Origin of the sequence: Brucella sp. IR068 (genome assembly GCF_049065885.1) — a bacterium.
Lineage (GTDB): Bacteria > Pseudomonadota > Alphaproteobacteria > Rhizobiales > Rhizobiaceae > Brucella > Brucella intermedia.
The window spans coordinates 15,741-34,935 of sequence record NZ_JBAKHE010000019.1 but is presented as its reverse complement, the minus strand read 5'-3'; the positions used below and the strand labels follow the sequence as shown (position 1 = coordinate 34,935).

Below are 19,195 nucleotides of genomic sequence, written 5' to 3'. Positions count from 1 at the left end.
CGGCTGAAGCGCGAACTTGGCCGGCGCCTTGAAGGTCATCGAACGCTACCGGTTGGAACTGCCTCAGGCAGCGCTTGATCACATCAAGAGCGATGCAGCCTACGCGCCCAAGCCGGACGATGCGGTCTTCGCGCAAAATAAAGTGGGTGATTGCTTCCGCCGCCGTTTCACTGGAGGCGGCGACGATGGAAGCCGGGCGCCATGGCGTCGAAACGGTGATCCTGTCCGATGCGATGGAAGGAGAGGCGCGGGGAGTGGCGCATGTTCATGCGGCGATTGCCCGTGAGGTGGCCGACCGTGACCGCCCGTTCAAAAAGCGGGTGATCATTTTGTCAGGCGGCGAAAGGACAGTTACCATCTGCGGCAAAGGGCGGAAAAGGCGGGCGAGGATGGCGCGGCGCGTCTTGCCAACAACGGTGGACAGCGTTCAATGCCATTGGGGATCGGTTCGTGCCGGGACCAACCGGCACGAACGCCAACGATCTGCGCACGATTTTGATTAATCGGTGATACGCGCGATTGGTGGGTAAGCAATAGCTGATCGGCAAATGCTCCAATTCCAACATCACCGTTCTGACTGGCAGTTTAAAGGTCATGAAGTTGCTTCATAGCTGCCTTGTGGGTGGAACGATAAAGCGGGAATTACCGTTAAGCTCCTGCGGCCACGAGTGGGCACTAACCTAGCGCCAATAGATCATCTGCCTCAGGTCATAATTTGCGTGACCGACCGCGTTGCTGAGATCATCATAGGTACGAACTGCCTGACCAGTGTGTCTTCATTATAGCGTAGATTGGAAGCGGCAAGAACCACTGCAGCTGTCGTATGACCGTCGGGGAGATAGATGGGGGCTGCAAGCGCGATGTCGTTAGCGTAAACCTGTTCTTCGGCAATGGCAAAACCGCGCTGACGCGTTTCGTGGATACGTTGCCAGATTTTCTCAGGCTCGAAAATTGTTTTAGGTGTGTACGCCCGCAAATCACTGCGTTCAAGGATGTCCTTAATTCTTGTATCAGCAAGTCCGGCAAGAAAAACAAGCCCTGCGGCCGAACAATAAGCGGGAAGCTTACTGCCGACGATAACGTCATTATCGAGCGTGTTTGAGGAAAGGTAACGCGCAAGGTAAATAATGTCGGTATCATCGAGCAAAGTGAGCGAGATAGTCTCTCCGGTACTCCGGTTTAGATGTAGCAGATAAGGATGTGCTCTCTGCATGAGCAAGCTCGAACGCGTATAGCGGTAAGCCATGTTGAGCGACTTAGCTGCAAGCTCGTAGTTCTTTGTACCGGGAACTTTCTGTAGATAGCCGAGGTTCAGAAGTGTATGAACAAAGCGTTGTGCGGCTGACCTGTCTATTCCGGACCGTTGCGCGAGCTGCGTTAAAGTCTGACGAGAATGCACAGGGTCAAAGGTCTCAAGAACCCGAAAGGCTTTTTCGACAGAGCGGACCATCATCGGGTCGTCCATTTCTTCTGGATTCATGCCCATCACATCCAATTTTCTGCTATTGCGCAGCATTTCCGATACCATCGATCCGCCCAATGTAACTATTCATTCCCTCATTGATCAGAGAATTTTCTGTGTATTCTCGTTTCAGCAATCGCAGTCGGACAGAGGAATGCAGGTGCCGGATTTCGGCACCTGAAGTTGATCTAGAAACGTATACCTTCTGGGAGCGCAGTTGTATCCATACCTGCATCCTTGAAGCCTTCAAGGAGTAGGGGGACGATTGTCTGTTTCGATCGGTTGTCGTCGGCCCATTTTTGAAGGAATTGTTGAACACGGCCGTCTTCGTCTTTTCGTGTCGCCGCCGAAACAGGGATGCCGTGAACAGGTTCCGGAACAGTGTAGCTCGAGAAAACAACCCGCGCGCTTTCGAAGGTCTTTATGCAGATCGGAAGTTCCTGCAACATGTAGTCCGCGCGTCCGGACTGCACGGCCATGATGGCTTCGCTCATTTCTTTCAGGCTCATTATCCTGGCTTCAGGCATGTCGTGCTTGATAAAGTTTGTCTGCGCTGCACCCGTGACCATTGCAAAAGTTACGTTTGGCGTATTGTATTCAGACCAGTTTTTGAGCGGCTCCTTGCCTTTGGCTCCGATAACGCAGTCGGACATTTGCCAGACAGGTCCGGCCATCGCCAAAGCCTTCTTACGTTCTTCGGTAGCGGTCATTCCCGGGAAAATATCAAGGCGTCCCGATTGCAGATCAAGGACGATGCTTTGCCAGGTTACCTCACGCCATTTCAGCTTTAGCTCTTTCCCCATTGCTTTGCCAAGATCGGCGGCCATTTGACGGCACACACGTGGTCCGTAGCCAGCATATCCCAGATCCCCGCCCACATAGAACGAAGTGGGGGGATAGTTTCTGACTCCACCGCACACTACTTCACCGGTGCGTTCGATCTTGTCCCATACGGATTCAGCCATCGCCGGCGCCGAGAATGCGATGCTTGCACTGGCTAATAGCACAGTTGCGGCCGATTTAATCATCCTATTGATCCCTTCCAATGGCCCTTCTCTGAGGACTTCCGTTTGACGGGTGAGACATTGTCTTGGCCGGCATTGGACGGCAAGCGAAAAATCGATAATTAGCGTTTTTAGGTCTATAATTATCAAGAAAGGCTCATCGGTCATTATTATAATCATAATGCGATTAATTTAAATCGCTATACAATTTAAAACTACTATTTTGTGCAGAAGCTCTTTTCGTCAGGAAAGAATCGGGATAGCTGGAAAAAAAGCGAACCGATCGGGACTTGCCGTCGCTGCAAAATGGGAGTGCATCCGGATGTATCAATTTGACTGGTCTGTCATCCAAGACGGACAATTATGGCTCAACGCGATTGGAGTGACCATAGCCTATGCATTTGTTACATCGTTGGCCGGTCTTTTGATCGGTGTGGTTCTGGGGCTTGCTCTGGTATCTCGTATTCCGATCCTGCCGTGGATCATCAATACCTACATTCATCTCTTTCGGTGCACGCCCCTGCTGGTGCAGATCGTGTGGTTCTTTTATGCATTGCCAATGCTCACGGGCTATACACTGCCCGACTGGTTTGCAGCAGGTCTGGGTCTTACACTCTACATGGCGGCGTTTTCAGCCGAAATCTTCAGGGCCGGAGTCATCTCGATTGATCGCGGACAATGGGAAGCGTCCACCGTCCTTGGATTTTCTTATTACACCAAAATGCGACACATCATTCTGCCGCAGGCCACACGACGCATGATTCCGCCAATCGTCAGCCAGACGATTCTACAACTCAAAAACACGTCTCTCTTGTCGGTGGTTGCCGTCCCTGACCTCATGTATGCAGCCGGCAGTCTGACGATGGAAACTTATCGTCCCCTTGAAGTCTACACCTTTGCGGCTCTGCTTTATCTGGCAATCCTTACGCCTGTCACGCTGATAGCCAACCGCTTCGAAATCAAACATTAAAGGTGGCTGCGATGATCAGTGTTCAAAAGCTGCAGAAAACATTCGGTACCCATGAGGTCTTGAAAGGAATTGACCTTTCAGTCGCCCGCGGTGACGTCGCTGTCCTTATTGGTCCATCGGGCTGCGGAAAATCAACCCTGCTCCGCTGTCTCGACCTTTTGGAACAGCCCACACGAGGTGTGATCGAAGTTGGTGGCAACCGGCTGAAATTTGAACCGAAGAGCAAATTCCCTGAACGGGTCAAGACAGAGTTTCGCCGTAAAACGGGGATGGTCTTTCAGGGGTTCCACCTGTTCCCTCACATGACAGTCCTGCAAAATGTGATGTCGGGCCCGTTGCTCAACAGGTTGAAAACGAAAAGCCAGTCACGCGAACTTGCGATGAAATTGTTGCATCGTGTAGGGTTGGCAGACAAGGTCGATCTGTACCCCCAACAGATTTCGGGTGGTCAGGCACAACGCGTGGCGATCGCCCGTGCGTTGGCTCTCGAACCAGAGGTCATGCTTTTCGACGAACCAACTTCAGCGCTCGATCCCGAACTGGTTGGAGAGGTTCTCGACGTTATGCAAGGCTTGGCTGCGGACGGTACCACTATGATTGTAGTTACCCACGAAATGAGCTTTGCAAGAAATGTTGCCTCAAAGGTCATCTTCATGGAAGCCGGACAAATTGTGGAAACCGGGGCACCCGACGAAATTCTCCGCCAACCAAAGACGGAACGCCTCAAAAGCTTTCTTTCAAAAGTTGAGCATTAATCCACCCTCCAGACCGAAACGGATGATCGACGATGAAGCAGACTGATCTGCGGGGAATGTTTCCTGCAATTCCCACGCCTTTGACCGAAAGCGGTCAGCTTGATGTGGCAAAGCTCGAAGCACTGATTGAAATCAATATTTCTGGCGGCGCAAAAGGCCTCGCACCCGTTGGTGGAACTGGTGAGTTTACTGCGCTCTCATTTCAAACAAGGGTCATGGTCGTTCGTGAAACTGTTCGTCTTGTTAACGGACGTGTACCTGTGGTGGCGGGCGTTGTTTCACCGGGCTGGGCAGAGGCGGTTGAGCACGGAGCGGCCTTTAAGGAAGCAGGCGCAGATGCACTGCTTCTCGTGACGCCATTCTACGTAATACCGAGCCAGCAAGGGGTGATTGACTATTTTCGTGCTTACCGCAAAAGCGTTGATCTGCCGCTTATCTATTATGATGTCCCGGCTCGCACCAGTTTTGTATCAGCGATCGAGACCCTGAAGACTCTGGGAGAAGACGGGACCATCATAGGTGCAAAAGTATGCAACACCGATACCTACTATTTTCAGCGGCTGTCCACAGCAATCGGAGATCGTATATCACTCCTGTCGGGAGACGACATGATGTATGCTGTCCACGTCATGTATGGCGCGACCGGGGGCATCTTGGCCAGCGCGCCGATGTTACCGGCCTACTGGACAAGAATTCACGATACATTGGTCAGCGGTAATTTTGCTGAAGGCGTCGCCCTTCATCGAAAGCTTCTTCCAACCTTTATGGCCTTGTTCAACGAAGTCAATCCTGGACCTCTGAAAACAATGATGGACCATCTGGGACTGCCTGTTGGCCCTGTATCGTTGCCCTTGAAGGCGCCGGACAACAAAACTGAAAAACTAATCATCGAAGCCGTCGAACGCCTGCGAGCCGAAGGGATCGCATAAGATATGGCATTTGGGGCGCAATTTCTTGATTTTGCAGAAGCTCGGGATCAAGCACGGCGCTTTCTCCCCAAAGCACTGTTCGATTATATTGATCGGGGAACCGAAGCAGAAACGGCGATTGCGGACATTCATCAGGGGTTCGCGAGCCGCCGTATTATTCCTCGTGTTTTGCGTCCCGTGTCAGCCCCGGATTTGTCAGTTGAATTTCTGGGTGGCATCCACAACTGCCCGTTCGTGATAGCGCCGACTGCACTTGCCGGGATGGTGCGGCATGATGGAGAGATAAAGATGGCGCGCGCAGCCAGGCAGGCGGGCCTGCCTTTTGTGGTTGCAACGCAATCATCGACAAGCATTGAACAGATTTCGGCGAATGCTAACGGGAGTGAGTTGTGGTTTCAGCTATACGTCTGGAAGGATCGTAACGAGACCTGGAAACTGCTGAAGCGAGCCCGAGCGTGCGGCGTTGAGACACTGGTGCTCACGGTTGACACACCCGCTTCACCTAAAAAAGTGCATAATCGCCGCAATGGCTTCGGTGTCCCATTGGAGCCTTCAGCAACGCTTGCAATTGATCTCATGCTGCATCCGCGGTGGACGTTAAGTGTCATGGGGCGCTATCTGATGCGAAATGGATTTCCATCCTATGCTCATTATCCCGGGGATGTCTCCGCCGCAATAACCAGTTCTATTCGTGACCCCCGGTTTGCTCTCGACACCATTCTTGACAGGGATTTTTTAAGAGAGCTCCGCAAACGTTGGCCCTATAAATTACTAATCAAGGGAATCCTTTCTGCATCTGATGCAGTCGAGGTCTTCAAACTGGGGTGCGATGGCGTGGTTGTCTCCGCACACGGTGGCAGAAACCTTGATAGTGCTGCACGACCGCTGGACATGCTGCCGAAAATAAGAGAAGCAGTTGGCCCGGGCAAAGCGCTTTTCGCCGACAGTGGTGTTCGACGCGGTTCCGACGCGGCAAAGCTGCTTGCTGCTGGTGCGGACGGTGTGTTTCTTGGACGGGCGCCGCTCTATGGCCTTGCGGCGGGCGGTACGACCGGTGTGGTCAGGATGATCGAGCAATTCAATGAAGAGCTCAGCCTGTTTTTGGCCTTTGCTGGTGCCGAAAATATTGCCGCACTGCGGCAGGCGGAGTGGATCGGTTAGCCGGAAACTCCAACAGTTTTTCAGATTAACTCGCAGGTATACAATGCTGTCCAAGCCCAGCTCTGATAATGCTTTCTTAAATGACCTCCGACAAGCGATCGGCGGGCAATATGTATTAACTGATGCACACGACAAAGAGCCTTACCTGACTGACTGGCGTGGTTACGAGAAGGGGGAAGCTCTGGCAGTTGTCCTGCCAGCAACCACCGAGCAGGTTTCAACCCTCATGCGCTTGGCCGACATACATAACAGCAAAATTGTGCCTCAGGGCGGCAACACCGGGTTATGTCAGGGTGCCGTGCCGGTCGCTGCGGATCGAACAATCGTGATAGGCATGCGTCGTCTCGACGCAATACGCGAAATCGATAAAGCGTCAAATATCTTGGTTGCTGATGCTGGTTTGACATTAGCGGCTGCCCATGATGCAGCATCACGTGTCGATCGCCGCATTCCGTTACATCTTGGCAGCGAGGGAAGCGCTCAATTGGGTGGCCTTGCTTCGACTAATGCGGGTGGAACCAGTGCGTTGCGATATGGCCCCATTCGGGATCTTATTTGTGGTATCGAAGTGGTATTGCCCGATGGCCAGGTACTAGGCAACTTGAGGGCACTTCGCAAAGACAACACAGGCTATGACCTGAAAAACCTTTTCATCGGCGCCGAAGGTACCCTGGGCATAATCACAGCGGTCGCGTTGCGCTTGCAGCCCATCTTGCGTTCTTCGGGTCACGCCTGGATTGCACTGCGAGATCTGGATGCGGCGGTGCCCATCCTGATGGGATTGCAGGATCGCTTTGATACAGCCGTGCAAGCAGCGGAACTATTATCGTCAAACCAGATTGATCTGGTGCTTCAGCATATTCCTCGTTCAAGGCATCCGCTCGAAAGCCGGTCAGAATGGTCGTTGCTGGTGGAACTTGGCAGTACAGACCCAACGGGCGAATTACATCAAGCGCTTGAAGATTGGTTATCTGGACAATTCGAAGCTGGAATGGTGGTGGATGCCTTTATCGCCCAAAGCCACGCGCAAGCCGAAGACATCTGGCACATAAGGCATTCGGTTTCGGAAGCAAACAAGGTTCATGGACATAGCCTTTCGCACGATATAGCCGTTCGTCCGACCCATGTGCCTGAGCTTATCCGGCGCGCTAGCGCTGCCGTTCAAGAAATTTGTCCCGAAGCAAACATCCTGATTGTTTCGCATATTGGCGATGGAAACGTTCACTTCATCGCGCACTTTACACATGATCAGTGGTCGGCTTATGCGAAAGACGCTGCAATGACTGACCGTATTATGAAAAGTGTGCACGATGTTGTGGACGAACTAGCTGGTACTTTTTCGGCCGAGCACGGGATTGGTCGCAAGCTGGTAAAAGAACTCAAGTTACGATCAGATCCGGTGAGAATGGATCTTATGCAATCGCTACGAAATCTCATTGATCCGGGCCATAAAATGAACTTTGGAACCATCTTGGGAGCGGGAGCCACGGAGCCTGATACACTGTGACTGCTGCCCTCAGGAGCTCGTATCCGAGGAAACATGAGTTTCGTAAGCCGCAAGTTTCATTGAGAATGTTAGCGAGCAAGCAGACCATTTGAATAGATGGCGTGGTTGCCGCTCTTCTGTCAGAGAATGGTCGGGTTAAATCCAACGGGTGGAAGGATGGCAGCATGACATACGACACGATGATTGGGATCGATCTGGCGAAGAACGTTTTCCAGGTTCATGGAGCTTCGCTTTCCTGAGAGGTGAAGTTTCGGCGGAAACTATCCCGGCAATATTTTCGAAGATTTAAAGACGGGCAAGGCGCTTCGTTTCAGGTTGTAGAACATTCCGAGGTAATCGAACACGTCCCGGCGTCCTTCATCGCGCAAACAGTAGACCCTGCGACGTATCCGTTCGCGCTTCTGGAGATTGAGGAAGCTTCTGCGAACTTCGGTATGCAAACTCGGCATACCGATCAGCGTACTTTCGATTTCTGATTCCCCGGTGGCACTCTTATAACGATCTATCTCATCGATACGATAATAACATCCAAGGGACATAAACACATGGCATATGTGTCAGCAGAAATACGCGCTTCAAAGGTATATCACGGATACGATGAGGACCGGAAAGCTGTCGTCGATGATCTCGATACGCGCGAGTTTGTGACGAAACTCATCAAGGTCTCCAGAATTTTGTCGGTTACCGAAGATTATATTTTTATTGAGTGTCCTCACAACACTGTTCAGACGTGGGAGTATAAGGGAACGCTGGAGGACTTCAGATTGAAACTGCGTCGGGTAGGCGTTGCGGCGGAATAGGCTTTTCTCCAACAACGGGGTGTAGAATGAAAATTGCTTCCGCCGAGGTGTACTATGTGCAAGGACAGGGTTTGAAGCCCGTTCTGGTGAGAATTCAGACTGATGAAGGCATATCTGGGTTAGGTGAGGCCGCAATTTCTTATGGAAGCGGTGGTAGTGCAGCGGCAGGTATGATCAAAGATCTGAGCGAACGGTTCTTGCTCGGATCTAATCCGCTATCCGTCAACCGGACTGTTTCGGAGATGTATGACCAGGCTTTTTGGCTAAAGAACCCCGGTGGAGTTGCTTGCGCAGGGTTAAGTGCCATTGAGCAGGCCTTGTGGGATATTCGTGCCAGGGCATTGGAGGTACCGGTATATGAACTCTTCGGCGGTAAGGTTCGCGATGAACTAAACTACTATGCGAATGGATGGTATTTCGGAGCAAAGTCCGCGTCAGACCTGATCAAAAAGGCTGCTAAAGCGGTCGACGACGGCCATTATGCTCTCAAGATGTATCCATTGGCACAGATTCAACCAAATGGAACATTACGGCATCCATCTGGACGACATTCGGACAACTTCGAAGCGGTCACAGCTGGGATCGAACTGGTGCGCGGCGTACGGCATGTGGTTGGGCCAGATATCAGACTTATGCTCGATTTCGGTGGCGGGATATCTATCGCAGATACTTTGCGATTTTGTGAGCGTGTCAAAGAATACGATATCGAGTTTATTGAGGAAATCACCGATCCGGGCGACCTCGGTGCGTTGTCTCAAGTCGCTTCGTCGATTGATATTCCGATTGCGACTGGAGAGCGGCACTATCTCAAACATGGTTTTCGCGATCTTTTTGAGAAACGTGTGATCAGCATAGTGCAGCCGGATATAGGCAATGCGGGTGGTTTCGCTGAAGTCCATAAAATATCAGCGATGGCTGATGCCTATGGATTGAAGGTGCAGCCGCATGTCTGCGGAAGTTCGATCGCAGCCAACATCGCGACCCACATGAGCGCCTGTTTGCCAAATTTTTATATACAGGAACATTTTCCATATTGGGCTGACATACCCGGGTATATTGAAGTGGCTACCGTGCCCTTTGAGGAAAAGGCCAGGAATGGACGCCTTCCGATCTCTGAACAAATTGGGTTTGGGGTGGAGCTGAATGAGGCTGTAATGAGCGAACATCTTTGGGCTGCTATCCGATAAACGCCGTTGCTTCATACTGAGCGGTGGAGTGCATCCTTTGTCCGCTCCTTTTTGTTTGCCCTTGACACTGTTGTCGGCGAGTGTGAGCCTCAACTGATCTGAGGGAATGATATCTATGAAAAAGCCTGGAATGCAAAACTGGGAAGTGGGGATGAATCTCATCTACTTTTCAGCCTTCCGGGCAGTGATGCTAACCGGAACGGTAAGTGCTGCTGCCGAGCTTATAGGTCGAAGTCAACCTGCTGTCAGCCGGCTTCTGAATAAGCTTGAAACGGAATTGGGTGTCACGCTCTTTGAACGCAGAAAAGGATTGATCACGCCGACATCGGTTGCCCACCTTCTTCTGGATGAAATCGATCGAGCATATACATCCCTCGATTCTTTGCGAAATTTTGCGGCAACTGTTGCCGAAGGTGAAACCAGCCGTATAACTGCGGCTGTTATGCCCGCCCTTGGGATAAGTTTCATGCCCCAGGCGCTAAAAAAGTTCAAAGACAGCTGGCCTCAAACACGTGTGCAGCTGAATATTCGGCTTTCTGCCAAGATTGAGGAATGGGCTGCATCACAGCAGCTGGATTTTGGTCTTGCCGAACTACCATTCCGCCGGTCTGGCTTTCAGACAGAAATTTTCAGCGATGCCGCCTATATTGCTGCGGTTCCCTGTGACCACGATCTCGCAAGCCGCGATAAAATTGAACCCGCTGATCTGCGAAATGTACCATTTGTATCATTTGCCTCTTTCACCGCAGCTGGCCCGATTATTGCGCAGGCATTCCGCGCGGCGGGTGAAAAACTGGACCCAGCGTATGAAACAACGATTTCCGCTGCGGCTTATGAATTTGCCAAAATTGGCCTGGGGGTCGCGCTTATAGACCCTTACACGGCCATTCATCAACTTGATGATCGGGTAAAGCTGGTGCCATTCCTGCCCAAAATACCGTTCAACGTGGCGTTACTTCGGCCTTATTCCCGTTCACAAAGCCGCGTGTCGGAAGCGCTTCTGGACCTTCTTTTCAGCGAGCGAGACGCAGTGTTGGCGAAGTTGCCGCACATTTGACGAAGAGGAAACTTTAAGTTGCCAGATTTCCGGGAGCTCAATCCATTATGCATTTACTGCATAATGGAGGCCAATTTTTTTATTTTGAGCATTCCGAATTAGCTGCTGTACTCGCCCGACGCCGAGGAAGGGAGCAGTTAAATGAGGATGGAGGCCGCGCGGGACGAAAGTTATGATGTGATCGTCATTGGCGGCGGTATCAACGGTACCAGCGCTGTCCGCGAACTCTCCGCCGCTGGGTACAAGGTCTTGCTTGTTGAAAAGGGTGATTTCGCAAACGGCGCGTCGAGCAGATCGTCCAGGATACTCCACTGCGGTCTCAGATATTTTGAGACGAGACATCCGGTCCGCACGTTCGCATCGTCGCCTTTGAAGTTGAAGAACGCGATTTCCATGGCGCGTGCGGCTATGAATGCGCGGGAAGAACTGGTGCGTCTCCAACCAATGCGATGCAAGCCTTTCAAAATGTGCTTTCCTTTATACGAAGCGGATGATCTGCGTGGATGGCACCTGGATATTGGGCTTTCGCTCTTGAAGCGTCTTGGATCGGGGCGACTGCCGCTGGAGTACCAACGGCACAAGCGCAACTTTGATAGCTCAGTGCCTTTGGCAAAGGACCTGCGAGATCGGAAACAACTGAAGTCGATAGCGACTTACCGCGAATACATCATCGACTGGCCCGATAGGCTTTGCGTCGATGCGGCCATCGAAGCAGAGAAGCTAGGCGCTGATGTCCGTTTGTTCACCAGTGCGAGCATCAGAGAAAAAAACTCTGATGGGCTATGGCGGGTCGATCTTAGCTCTGCAGATCGTGAAGTGAGCAGCGTGTTCGCACCTATCATTCTCAATCTCGCCGGAACCTGGATCGATGACGTTCTACAAGGGATGTGCGGGGAGGGGAATGATCGTCTGATTCACGGGACGAAAGGCGCGCATATAGTCGTTCGTCTCCCGGATTATTATCGTGGTCATGGGGTTGCCGCGCTTAGCAGATTGGGAATGCCGATTTATTGTCTGCCGTTCAAGGAGGACCTTTATCATATTGGCCCGACCGAAACCTTTTTCGAAGGCGACGCCAGTAACGTCAGGGCCGATGATGTCGACATTGAGTTTCTACTCGACGAGATCAATTTTCTTCTCCCTGCTCTTAATCTGACGAAACAGAATGTCGAATTGACCTGGGCCGGTGTGCGGCCGTTAACCTTTAATCCCAAAAGCCCTGACGGCGACAGAGTTCGGCAAATCCATGATTTGAAGGACAAAGGCCTTTCGGGAATTTTTGCGATGACTGCCGGACCGGTCATGAGCCACATGAGTGCAGGACGGGAGCTACTGGCAGCGGTTGAAGCAAATATTCCGATGCGGCGTGATCGGCAAACAAGTCAAATGCAACAGTCGAACACGTCGAGCGCTGATGAAGGCACTCCGTCGTTTCGGCATTATGTCTTGCGGGAACATGCCCGGGATTTGAAAGGAATCTTCTATACCCGTAGCGGCATAGGTTGGGGGCAGCATATAGACCGCGCCATTGCGACCAATGCGGCGAATGAAATTGCCGATCTGCTTGGTTGGGGGGCAGAGCAGATCGAGCGCGAAGTAGACAAGTTTCTTCAATACCAACGGGAAATTCACCGTTCGGGAGAGCCTGCAAAATCCTAACGAAACAAAAAAGAGGAGTGAACTGAAATGGGTATGCGCAGACATCAAAATCTTGCTTTGGTGGCAGTTTCCACGCTTACTATGGCGATTTCGCTTTTTGCAAGCCAGGCTCGTGCTGATGGTGAGCGATTGAAGGAAATCCTGGAACGCGGCACTCTCCGTGTTGGTTTGCAAGGGGCTTTCAAGCCCTGGTCTTTCCCAGGTACGGACGGCAATCTTCAAGGCATTGAAGTTGATCTCGCCAAGAGCGTCTCAGATGCACTGGGTGTCAAACTAGAGCCTGTCATTATTACATCTGCGAACCGCATGCAGTTCCTCCAGCAGAACCGGATCGATCTGATTATCGGCGGGATGTATGATACTGCAGAACGTCGTAAGGTCATCGGCATTATTGAACCCGCTTACTGGGCCTCGGGTCCGACCTTGCTTGCCAAGAAGGGGGTCATAAAAAGCTGGGACGATATTGCGGGAAAGCCGGTGTGCGGAAAGCAGGGAAACTACTATAATCAACAAGTCGAACGGCAACTGAAAGCAAAGTTGATTGCATTTACCGGAAATTCCGAAGGTAAGGAAGCTCTGCGTGCTGGACGTTGCATTGCCTGGGTCTACGATGATGTCAGCATCATGGCTGATCTCGAAACACCAGAGTGGCAAGATTACGAAATGCCTGTTCAGGCCCTCTATAATAATCCGTGGGCTGCTGCTGTCCCGCTTGAAGAACGCGATAAGGGCTGGGGCGCATTCATGGCGGGTATGGCATATCGCTGGCAAGCTGATGGTACGCTGATTGAACTCGCCAAGAAATGGAATGTCGCACCGTCTGATTGGTTCACTGAGCAGAATAAGAAGCTCCATTGGGATACCGCTTATCTCGAGCCGAAAGAGTAAGGCCGGTGCTTTCTGATCAGTAGTAGCTCGGAGTGAAGATGATCGAACATATATCAAGTTTCTTCCGCAATCTGAACGAGACTGCGGGCTTGAACTTTATCGTTTTCTATGACGACTACGAGTTCAGCCGCTTTCTCGAAGGGGCGTTGATTTCACTGCGGCTTATGGCATTTTCCATCCTGCTGTCGCTGGTGATCGGTGTGTTGGGAGCTTGGGCACAAACGTCAAAAAGCGCGATAATTCGCGTGGCGGTTGATGCCTATATCCAGGCGTTTCGGAATACACCTCCGATGATCCAGCTTTTGTTCTTCTACTTCGGCCTGGGCGCATTCACGCCAGCCGTGGACATGGGGGGGTATTACGAGCCCATCATCTCTTCTTTTGGGTGGGCTGTAATCTCGCTTGGTATCTTTGGTGGGGCGTTCAACGTCGAGATCTTCCGGGCCGGCCTGGAAGCCGTTCCTGAAACGACAAAAGAAGCCGCTGAAAGCCTCAGCTTTTCGAACTGGCAAATCTATATGTATGTGACGCTCCCACTGGCTTTTCGCATTAGCCTGCCAGCTTTGACGAATAATCTGGTGAGTTTGGCCAAAACAACCTCGCTTGCTTATGTCATCGCCGTTCCAGAAATGACCTATGTCCTCAATCAGGTTTGGTCGGACAACATCAACGTGCCTGAGATGATCCTCGTGCTTTTTGTGTTCTATGTCGCGGTTGTGAGTATCCTCGCCTGGGGCCTCCACGCTCTCGAACGCCGTTTGGCACTACCGGGGTATGGACATGAATAAGCGCGCTTTCACAATTGTTCCTTCGCATTACGGCGTAACGGCATTCTCTAGCGCTCTGTCGTTGCGATACGGAATTGTTCTCGTTGCAATGTTTTTCGGATCATTGTGTGTCGCTTATGCGCAAACAATGAATGCCGGAACGCCGAGCGCAGTCGAGACACTTTTCGGGTGGGTTCCATTCATCTTGCGTGGCTTTTTGCTGAACCTCTATATGAGTTTTTTAGCGATGGCCTTGGCGACCGTTCTCGGAATTCTGCTCGGTCTCATGCAGATTAGCTTGTTCTGGCCGGTAAGAGCCATCGCGCGCCTGGTGACGCATCTCCTGAGAAATTCGCCTTGGCTCGTTATTCTCTTTATCGCCATGTATATGATGCCAGAGGATTTTCGTCTTCCGGGCGGGATTGTGATACCGTTTCCCGGCTGGATGAAAGCAACCGTTGCTTTTGCATTGCCCGTCATGGGCAACATAAGCGAGATCGTCCGCGGAGCGGTTCGGTCCATTCCGTCCGGGCAGTGGGAATCGGCTGAAAGTCTCGGTTTTACGCGCGTTCAGACACTTTGGAATATCATACTGCCACAGAGCTTCCGGCGTTCAATACCCCCATGGATGAACTGGTATGCGCTACTCACGCTCTCCACTCCGATGGCTTCTATTTTCAGCGTCAGAGAGTCTGTTGCCAACGCACAGGCTGCAATGGAAGCGTCGAGCGGACGACCGGAATTTCTCTTTCCGTTCTATCTGTTCCTTCTCTGTCTGTTCTTTGCATACATCTATCCAATCGCGCTTCTGACAAGGAAACTGGAGAAAAAATATGCTGCATAAAGAAAATATCGATGCACCCCCTCTGGTTTCTCTAAAGGATGTGCACAAGGCGTATGGCGATCTGGAAGTTATCAAAGGGATAAGTCTTGATATTCGCAAGGGCGAGGTGATCTGCATCATCGGTCCGTCGGGTTCGGGCAAATCGACTCTCATTCGTTGTATCAATGGTCTAAGCCCAGTCCAGAAGGGCTCGATAATCGTCGCCGGACAGGAGGTGAATGATCCCAAGCTCGACAAGCTCGCATTGCGGCGAAAGGTCGGAATAGTCTTTCAGCAGTACAATCTGTTTCCGCATAAGACGGTTTTGCAGAACGTCATGATGGCGCCGATCAAAGTCCTGCGTGAACCAAAACAGGAAGTTGAGGAACGGGCGCGTGCTCTGATTGCAAAAGTCAAACTTACTGGCAAGGAAAACCAGTATCCCGGCCAGCTGTCAGGTGGCCAGCAGCAGCGTGTCGCCATCGCGCGAAGCCTGGCCATGCGTCCTGACGTTATGCTTTTCGATGAAGTTACCGCAGCGCTCGATCCTGAAACCGTCAAGGAAGTATTGGCGACGATAAAGGAACTTGCGTCCGACGGGATGACCTGCATTCTGGTTACCCATGAAATGGGCTTCGCACGCGAAGTGGCCGATCACATCTACTTCACGGATCGAGGTGTGATCGTCGAGCATGCTCCACCGAAAGAGTTCTTTACCTCAGCCAAGGATCCTCGGACCCAACAGTTCTTAAGTCAGATATTCTAGCCGAATTACGACACGACAATCATCAGTAGCATCAGGAACATGCCTAGGCCCAGGGTCAGGTGTGAACGGGTTTCTATAAACCAAAGGGAAAACGCGATGTACCAGCAAGCCTCAGACGGTGCCAAAAAGGACCCACTGCTGCAGCCGCTCAAAATAAAGCATCTCGAACTTCGCAATCGCATCATGAGCACCAGCCACGCGTGTGGACTGGAGATTAATGGATTGCCGCTCGAGGCCTATCAACGGTATCATGAAGAGAAGGCCAGGGGTGGAATAGCCCTGTCAATGTTCGGCGGATCCTCCAATATCGACATCGATTCCCCAAACGTCTTTCGGCAACTGAATGTTGGTACGGACGACATTATCCCCCATTTCCAGCAATTCGCCGAGCGTATGCACCGCCACGGCGCAGCGCTCATGTGCCAGATAACACATCTCGGTCGACGCGGCGAAAGTTATGGTGGCGACCGACTGGCGATGATAGCACCGTCGCCTCTCCGGGAAACGCTTCATCGCAGCATCCCCAGAGAGATGGACGACCATGATATTAATCGCGTTGTGAAGGCATTTGCTGCTGCGGCGCTGCGATGCAAGGAGGGAGGGCTGGACGGCATCGAAACGCATGCTGGTGGTCACATGATAGGGCAGTTCCTGTCTCCGATTTCCAACCGCAGAACCGATCGCTTCGGCGGATCGCTCGAAAACCGAATGCGGTTTCCGCTTATGGTGCATGAAGCTATCAGAAAGGCCGTCGGTGATGATTTCATCGTTGGTATCCGCATGGCAGTGGATGAAGGACCCGATGGCGGCATGAGTTTCGATGAATCTCTGAAGGTTGCACAAGCACTTCGCGATATTGGCGGGATCGATTTTTTCAATGCGATTTATGGCATGATGGACACGACCCGTGGTCTCGCGGAAGACGCTATGCCTGGAATGGGATCGCCGCTTGCGCCTTGGGTCGAGCCGGTCGGACGTTTCCGCCGGGAGCTCGATATTCCGGTATTCCATGCCGCACGTATTTCCGATGCTGCTTCCGCCCGGTACGCTATCCGCGAAGGCAAAATGGATATGGCGGGCATGACCAGAGCGCAGATCGCTGATCCATACCTTGCAAGTAAAATAGCGTCGGGACGAGAAAGCGAAATCCGGCCATGCGTAGGCGCTACACATTGCCAGTCGCCGCATCGTCCCGCGTGTCTTCATAATCCGGCAACGGGAAGAGAAACAGTCCTGCCTCAGGTCTTTACTAAAACCGAAAGCACCAAACGTAAGGTCGTCGTGGTTGGCGGGGGACCCGCAGGCCTCGAGGCTGCCAGAATATGCGCGGAACGGGGTCATGAGGTTTCGTTGTTTGAAGCGGCATCCGATTTCGGCGGCCAGCTTCTTCTTGGCGCGAAGGGTTCGTGGCGCGGTGACCTCATCGGCATAGTTGAGTGGCGCGTGGCTGAACTTAATCGTCTCGGCGCGTCTCTCCAAACGAATGCCTATCTTGATGAAAGCGAAATCCTGGCGCAAAATCCCGATGTTGTTTTGCTAGCAACGGGCGGTATGCCGCAAATTGATCTTCTGCACGGCGGTGATCTATGCATCTCCACGTGGGATATTCTGGCAGGTCAGTCCAAGCTCTCGGGTGAAGTTCTTGTTTTTGATGGCACCGGGCGACATCCGGCTCCGCTGGCGGCCGAGAAGGCCGTTGGCTTTGGGACCAAGGTGAAATTCGTCACCATAGACGCCCAAATCTGTGAAGAACTGACTTATGCCGAACGGGTACGCTGGAAAAAGCTCTTTCTGAAATTTGGCCTTTATCCCAAAACCGAAACACGTTTGAGGGAAGTCCACCGCCAGGACAATCGACTGATCGCAACGCTTGTGAACGATATCACGCGAGAAACAGAAACGATTGTGGTCGATCATGTTGTTGTGGAGCAGGGGAGTGTTCCGTCCAACGAAGTTTTCGAAGCACTGCGACCCCATTCTTCAAACGACGGTGTTACCGACCTGCGTGCTATGGTTGCCGCCACGCCTCAACCTATCCGCGAAAGACCTGGATTTGAGCTTCACCGGATAGGAGATGCTCTTGCCAGTCGGAACATTCACTCCGCGATGTTGGACGCAATAAGAATATGCAGCTCGCTTTGAGAATTTTGGAAGCGTATTCAGCGTCCGAATTTATCCAGCAGCTGATACCAAGCGGCGACTGTACGGACGGCTGGCGCTCTCATCGAGAAGAATGGAATATCTACCGGTTTCTGGCGCCGCATCAGCGCCAGATCAGGCTTTTCGCCGTGCAAAAGATCAATCGCGTAACGTCCCAGAAGGCTCGACATCGCGATTCCCGTTCCATTGTAGCCGAGCGAAAAGCCAATATTCCTATCGATCAACCCGATTTGTGGAAGGCTGTCTATCGTCATGGCAACAAGCCCCGACCAGCGATTGGCGATCCGGTAGTCTTTCAACTGCGGGAAGATATCAGACATCGCTCTTTCAAGCGTCGCATAGGCGGCCATGGAGTCATTTTTGCCGAATGCGCCTCTGCCACCAAAAAGCAAGCAGTCGCCGCTACGTCGGAACCACCGCATCATTCTTCGCGTCTCGCTGTAGCTCCGATTGTTGCAAAGAATTTCATCAAAAACAGAACTGGGCAACGCTTCCGTCGAGATGATCGCACTTCTGAACGGTATGATGGTCTTACGTACATTGCCGGTGGCAGGCGTGATGTCGGAATAGGCATTCGTTGCGATCAGAATCTGTTTGCAACTGATCGATCCGGCTTTTGTACAAACGAGTTTTGCCGGGCCTTCTTCCGCGATACGAAGAGCGGGACTATTTTCGTAAATGACGCCTCCCGCCAAAAGAACACCGTTGGCCAAACCCCGGCAGTAACTAAGAGGATGTATGGTGCCAGCATGGGAGTTCAAAACTCCTCCATAAAAGCGCGTACTTCCGGTCTCTGTCGCAACCTCATTCGCCCCGAGCACTGTGATGCTCGTATCGCCGAATATGTCCCTGATCGTCTTCGCTTCTTCCACGAGCGCCGCGAAGGCGGCCTCGTTATGCGCACAGCGAATGTTCCCGTTTTTTGTCAGATTCGCTTCTCGGATCCGAAATCGCTCGACATAACTTGCAACGCAATTCATCGCTTCGTGACCGAGCGCGTTCATGCGTTGAGCGACTTGCCTGCCGTGAGTTTGCGCCATGACGCTCAGTGATGCACGATACTTCGTCGATACCACGCCGCCATTTCTTCCAGATGCGCCGAAGCCGACTTCTTCTGCTTCGAGAACAACAGGTTTCAAACCAAGTTCAATTGCTCTTACGGCGGCCGACAAGCCCGTATACCCACCTCCGATAATGGCCACATCGGCGGCAATGTCGTCCTCCAATGTCTTGCAGTTCAGAGGTGGTGTTGCAGTCTCACGCCACAAAGATCGGGGTTGGTCGAGTTTTCGCATCTGGA

General features: G+C 52.1%; 16 protein-coding genes and 2 pseudogenes. 14 read left to right on the top strand and 4 right to left on the bottom strand.

The features are described 5' to 3' along the window. Window positions 1-25: 25 nt before the first annotated feature. Window positions 26-510 (top strand): annotated as a pseudogene (locus ACOWVS_RS21315) (glycerate kinase); the annotation flags it as partial. 193 nt (window positions 511-703) lie between these two features. On the opposite strand, the gene ACOWVS_RS21310 reads toward ACOWVS_RS21315, so the two are convergent. Both ACOWVS_RS21310 and ACOWVS_RS21305 read right to left on the bottom strand, forming a co-directional pair. After that, window positions 704-1,528 carry an IclR family transcriptional regulator gene (locus ACOWVS_RS21310; protein WP_081375282.1) on the bottom strand — a complete coding sequence of 275 codons (825 nt, stop codon included), beginning with the start codon at window positions 1,526-1,528 and terminating at the stop codon, window positions 704-706. A 122-nt stretch (window positions 1,529-1,650) separates the two neighbouring features. Continuing rightward, window positions 1,651-2,634, bottom strand: a complete 984-nt coding sequence (locus ACOWVS_RS21305) for a transporter substrate-binding domain-containing protein (protein WP_075042258.1) — start codon at window positions 2,632-2,634, stop codon at window positions 1,651-1,653. A gap of 154 nt (window positions 2,635-2,788) precedes the next feature. Between ACOWVS_RS21305 and ACOWVS_RS21300 the strand changes: the two genes are divergently transcribed. Genes ACOWVS_RS21300 through ACOWVS_RS21280 form a run of 5 tightly spaced genes read left to right on the top strand, consistent with a single transcriptional unit; the run spans window position 2,789 to window position 7,788 of the window. Next, window positions 2,789-3,436 (top strand): amino acid ABC transporter permease, encoded by a 648-nt coding sequence (locus ACOWVS_RS21300; protein ID WP_075042257.1) that lies wholly within the window; start codon window positions 2,789-2,791, stop codon window positions 3,434-3,436. Between the two features lie 11 nt (window positions 3,437-3,447). Further along, window positions 3,448-4,191, top strand: a complete 744-nt coding sequence (locus ACOWVS_RS21295) for an amino acid ABC transporter ATP-binding protein (protein ID WP_075042256.1) — start codon at window positions 3,448-3,450, stop codon at window positions 4,189-4,191. Between the two features lie 32 nt (window positions 4,192-4,223). Then, window positions 4,224-5,120, top strand: a complete 897-nt coding sequence (locus tag ACOWVS_RS21290) for a dihydrodipicolinate synthase family protein (RefSeq protein ID WP_075042255.1) — start codon at window positions 4,224-4,226, stop codon at window positions 5,118-5,120. A gap of 3 nt (window positions 5,121-5,123) precedes the next feature. Beyond that, on the top strand, window positions 5,124-6,281 hold the full coding sequence (locus tag ACOWVS_RS21285) for an alpha-hydroxy acid oxidase (protein ID WP_075042254.1): 1,158 nt from the start codon (window positions 5,124-5,126) through the stop codon (window positions 6,279-6,281). A gap of 43 nt (window positions 6,282-6,324) precedes the next feature. Beyond that, window positions 6,325-7,788: an FAD-binding oxidoreductase gene (locus ACOWVS_RS21280; RefSeq protein WP_075042253.1), complete on the top strand. Its 1,464-nt coding sequence runs from the start codon at window positions 6,325-6,327 to the stop codon at window positions 7,786-7,788. Window positions 7,789-8,093: 305 nt separating this feature from the next. On the opposite strand, the pseudogene ACOWVS_RS21275 reads toward ACOWVS_RS21280, so the two are convergent. Further along, window positions 8,094-8,216 (bottom strand): annotated as a pseudogene (locus ACOWVS_RS21275) (IS3 family transposase); the annotation flags it as partial. 398 nt (window positions 8,217-8,614) lie between these two features. Between ACOWVS_RS21275 and ACOWVS_RS21270 the strand changes: the two are divergent. The 8 genes from ACOWVS_RS21270 to ACOWVS_RS21235 all read left to right on the top strand — a co-directional run bounded on the left by ACOWVS_RS21270 (window position 8,615) and on the right by ACOWVS_RS21235 (window position 17,877). Further along, the gene (locus ACOWVS_RS21270) at window positions 8,615-9,775 is read left to right on the top strand and encodes a mandelate racemase/muconate lactonizing enzyme family protein (protein ID WP_075042250.1); all 1,161 of its coding nucleotides are present in this window, start codon (window positions 8,615-8,617) and stop codon (window positions 9,773-9,775) included. Window positions 9,776-9,890: 115 nt separating this feature from the next. Continuing rightward, window positions 9,891-10,832, top strand: coding sequence for a LysR substrate-binding domain-containing protein (locus ACOWVS_RS21265; RefSeq protein ID WP_247644451.1), 942 nt, complete (start codon window positions 9,891-9,893; stop codon window positions 10,830-10,832). Window positions 10,833-10,973: 141 nt separating this feature from the next. Beyond that, window positions 10,974-12,491, top strand: coding sequence for an FAD-dependent oxidoreductase (locus ACOWVS_RS21260; protein ID WP_075042248.1), 1,518 nt, complete (start codon window positions 10,974-10,976; stop codon window positions 12,489-12,491). A 27-nt stretch (window positions 12,492-12,518) separates the two neighbouring features. Then, entirely contained in the window at window positions 12,519-13,379 is an 861-nt protein-coding gene (locus ACOWVS_RS21255; protein WP_345568882.1) for a transporter substrate-binding domain-containing protein, read from the top strand. Between the two features lie 38 nt (window positions 13,380-13,417). After that, the gene (locus ACOWVS_RS21250) at window positions 13,418-14,167 is read left to right on the top strand and encodes an amino acid ABC transporter permease (protein WP_029928513.1); all 750 of its coding nucleotides are present in this window, start codon (window positions 13,418-13,420) and stop codon (window positions 14,165-14,167) included. After that, on the top strand, window positions 14,160-14,990 hold the full coding sequence (locus ACOWVS_RS21245; protein WP_081375290.1) for an amino acid ABC transporter permease: 831 nt from the start codon (window positions 14,160-14,162) through the stop codon (window positions 14,988-14,990). The genes ACOWVS_RS21250 and ACOWVS_RS21245 overlap by 8 nt, the downstream gene beginning before the upstream one ends. Next, on the top strand, window positions 14,980-15,735 hold the full coding sequence (locus ACOWVS_RS21240; protein ID WP_075042246.1) for an amino acid ABC transporter ATP-binding protein: 756 nt from the start codon (window positions 14,980-14,982) through the stop codon (window positions 15,733-15,735). Before ACOWVS_RS21245 ends, ACOWVS_RS21240 begins: the two co-directional genes overlap by 11 nt. A 96-nt stretch (window positions 15,736-15,831) precedes the next feature. Continuing rightward, window positions 15,832-17,877 (top strand): NADH:flavin oxidoreductase, encoded by a 2,046-nt coding sequence (locus ACOWVS_RS21235; RefSeq protein WP_075042245.1) that lies wholly within the window; start codon window positions 15,832-15,834, stop codon window positions 17,875-17,877. 17 nt (window positions 17,878-17,894) lie between these two features. Here the strand turns inward: ACOWVS_RS21235 and ACOWVS_RS21230 are convergent, their stop codons facing one another. Further along, window positions 17,895-19,190: an NAD(P)/FAD-dependent oxidoreductase gene (locus ACOWVS_RS21230; RefSeq protein WP_075042244.1), complete on the bottom strand. Its 1,296-nt coding sequence runs from the start codon at window positions 19,188-19,190 to the stop codon at window positions 17,895-17,897. Between the last annotated feature and the right edge of the window lie 5 nt (window positions 19,191-19,195).